The organism is Catenulispora pinisilvae (genome assembly GCF_015356865.1).
Classification (GTDB): Bacteria; Actinomycetota; Actinomycetes; order Streptomycetales; family Catenulisporaceae; genus Catenulispora; species Catenulispora pinisilvae.
The window spans coordinates 1-3077 of the sequence record NZ_JAAFZA010000454.1 but is presented as its reverse complement, the minus strand read 5'-3'; the positions used below and the strand labels follow the sequence as shown (position 1 = coordinate 3077).

Here is a 3077-nt window from a genome sequence, read left to right as displayed (position 1 = left end):
GTCAGAGCAGCACTCCTTCGGAATCGTCGAGATCGGCGGTGCTGAACGCGGGTATGGGGCCCTGCCCGGTGGCGCTGTCGGCGTGTTCGGGGGCGTGGTCCTGGTCGGGGTCGAAGTAGCCGTCGGGCTCCTCATCGACCAGGTCGGCCGGGTTCGTGGTCGCGACCGCGTATTCGGTATCGGAGGCCACGGCGGTGAAGGCGACGCGTTGCTCGCCGGCGGCCAGCAGGCCGGTGCCGACCGGCGCGGTGGCCAGGAAGTCCCGCTCGCCTGCGGAGAGGTGGAAGGCGTCGGCGACGGCATCCAGGGCCTGCGGGGCTTGGCGCAGCAGGATCTGCGTGCTCGCGTTGGCCACCACCGCCCGGCCCAGGTCAGTCGCCAGGACGTCGGCGGTGTCCTGTGTGATCACGGCTAGGCCGGCCCACCACTTTCTGGCGGCCTTGGCCATGCGCAGCAGGAATCGGGCGCCCTCAGGTTCACGCATCAGCAGCCACGCCTCGTCGACCACGACGAGGCGCCGGCGGCGCTGGATGGAGGTGACCTGCCGCCACACCGTGTCCAGCACCAGCAAAGTGCCGACCGTTTTCAACTCATCGGGCAGGTGCCGCAGGCAGAACACCTGCAGATGCCCGGACGGGGCGGTGGTGGTGGGTCCGTCGAACAGACCGGCCCACGATCCGGTAGTGAACGGCTCCAGCCGCGCGGCCAGGTTCGCGGCTTCCTGTGTGCCCTGGGTGCGTAGTGCGTCGGTGAGGTCGGACAGGATCGGCGCGGTGCGCTTCCAGGTGCGCGGGTCGGCGGTGATCCCGACGGCGGCGTAGGCGGCCAGGACCGCCCGGTCCAGTGCGGCGCGCTCGGTCGGGGCAAGCTGTTCGCCCAGCAGCACGCAGATGAAGGTGTGCAGGAACAGGGCACGCCGCAGCAGCGCGTTGGTCTTGCCCGCCGACTTCTGCGCCCCCTCGGGCAGGTCGAACGGATTGAGGCGCACCCCGTCCGCGCCGAGATCCAGATAGGCGCCGCCAACTGAGGCAGCCAGCCGCTCGTACTCGTTCTCGGGGTCGACGATCAAAACCTGCACACCCCGGTACAGCGAGCGCAGGATCTCCAGTTTGGAGAAGAAGGACTTCCCTGCTCCGGAGCGGGCCAGCACGATGCTGTTGTAGTTGTCCTGGGCCCACCGGTCGTAGATCACCAGCCCGGAGGAGGCGGCGTTGACGCCGTACAGGATCCCGTCGGGGGCGGAGGTGTCGGTCGGGTCGGCTGGCGACAGGTCTGGGGAGGTGAACGGGAACGCCGAGGCCAAGCTGGCGGTGTCGAAGGTGCGGCGCAGCTTGATCGCGTCTACTCCCAGCGGCAGGCAGCTGGTCCACCCGGCAAGGGCCCGGAATGAGGTCGGCTGCATCTGCAGCAGCAGCCCGGCGGCGAGGGATCGGACCGCTGAGACCTGCTCAGCCAGGGCCTTCTCGGTTCCGGCGTAGACCGTGAGATACAGCCCGACCCGGAAAAGGCGTCCTTCCCCGCGCGCGAGCCGGTAGGCCAGCTCGGTGGCGTCTTCTGCGGCGGCCTCGGCATACGGGTCGGCGAGCCTGCCTTTCTCGAAGTCGGCGCGCCGCCCGGATTCGAAGCGGGCCCGCTGACGGCGCAGCCGCTCGGCGGCGACCTGGGTTTCGATCGGCTCAATGTGCACCGACACGTCCAGGCGGCCGGGGTAGGTCAGCAGCGGCTCCAGCCAGCCCGCGCCGACTTCCGAGGGGAACCCGGTGACGGCGAAGGAGGCGGCGAACATGTCGCAGATCCGCAGGTGCCTAGGGGCGACCTGCACGGACTCCGGCGCGGGCATCGCGTCTAGCGCGCGCACCGGCTCGGGCTGAACATCGGTCTGGCGCTTGCCAGCGCCGTTCTTGCGTCTCATCCCTCGCCTTCTCCTTCCGTGGTGGGTTCGCGGCCGGCGCCGGTGGCGTCGATGAGCAGGTGGCGAAGGCGGGCATCGTCGAAGGCCCGCACAGCGATCTGGCTGCCTGCCAGAGCACGCGCGGCCTCATCCAGGCGGCGGTGCAGCCGCTGCGGCGCCGAGGCATCCGCGCTGCCGGCCCTGCCCTTGCGGCCGGTGCGCGGCTCGCGCGCGGCCAGCAGGACTTGGCGGTGCAGGACGTCGCGGCGGCCGGCCAGCGCCTGCAGGTAGTCAGCGTGTTCGGCCGCGGCCTGCTCCAACGCCGGGTGAGGCAGTCCCGGGGCGGCCTCACGCAGCTGCTGCACAGCGTCGGTCAGGTCCAGGCGATGGGTGCGCACCAGCAGCTGAACCGGGGCGGTCAAGCCGTTGAGCCACCGGCCGAACGAGGCCACCAGCGCGTCCTGCTCGCCTGGAGTGCGCAACGCGAAGTTGACCGTCCCGCACGCCGCGACGGCGGCGTGCCCGTCGCTGCCGAGGTCGATGACTCCATTGGCGTCGATCCCGTGGCCGGGCATCGACACCGGCACCGGCACCGGGCCTGCCTTGGACCGCAGTGCCTTGCCCAGGAACTGCGGCAACGGCTCCGCCTGCTCGCTGCCGCCGGCCACCAGATGTTTCGGCGTCCGCCCGTGGCGCAGCGCCGCCAGTGCGAACCGGTCGGCGGTCAGCCCGTCGCGTTTGCCCAATGCGAGCCCGATAGCGATCGCCGCGACCGGTGCGGCCGGGGCGATCAGGTAGACCGGCGGGACGTTCGGCAGCGCAGTGTGCGCGGCCATGAACGCCGCCCACACCGCCAGCCCGGTGCCGGCCAGGATCACCACCTGCCGAGCAGTGAGGCGCGCGACGATGACGTCCGGGCGATCCACGTCGGCGGGGATTCGGGTGGCATACCGCTCACCGGATTCACGCATCGCGGCCTCCCGCAGCGCGGCGCTGACACACGGCTGAGCGGCGGGCCCGCAGGGTGATCTCCCGCGCCGGATCGACCCGGGTCGGGGCTGGGACGATGAGCCGGTCGTAGATCAGCTTGTACAGGCTGGGGCGGGGTTTGCGGTGCCGACCGCGGTAGGCGCCGTGCGCGGTGGAGGCGGGTCGGTGGTTCGTCACGTGCTGGGACCTCCTGGAC

The 3077-nt window shown here is 71.3% G+C and carries 3 protein-coding genes; all 3 read right to left on the bottom strand.

All coding sequences use genetic code 11. From position 1 onward, the window contains the following. Position 1: 1 nt before the first annotated feature. On the bottom strand, positions 2–1912 hold the full coding sequence (locus tag IZR01_RS48765; protein ID WP_194899964.1) for a VirB4 family type IV secretion system protein: 1911 nt from the start codon (positions 1910–1912) through the stop codon (positions 2–4). Next, positions 1909–2862: a PrgI family protein gene (locus IZR01_RS48760; RefSeq protein ID WP_194899963.1), complete on the bottom strand. Its 954-nt coding sequence runs from the start codon at positions 2860–2862 to the stop codon at positions 1909–1911. The genes IZR01_RS48765 and IZR01_RS48760 overlap by 4 nt, the downstream gene beginning before the upstream one ends. Continuing rightward, a partial coding sequence (locus IZR01_RS48755; RefSeq protein ID WP_228561430.1) for a hypothetical protein occupies positions 2855–3077 on the bottom strand: 223 nt, incomplete at its 5' end. The genes IZR01_RS48760 and IZR01_RS48755, both read right to left, overlap by 8 nt.

Excerpts from the sequence above, each read along its gene's own strand:
- IZR01_RS48765 (WP_194899964.1), bottom strand. The coding sequence starts at position 1,912 with ATGAGACGCAAGAACGGCGCTGGCAAGCGCCAGACCGATGTTCAGCCC.
- IZR01_RS48760 (WP_194899963.1), bottom strand. The coding sequence starts at position 2,862 with ATGCGTGAATCCGGTGAGCGGTATGCCACCCGAATCCCCGCCGACGTG.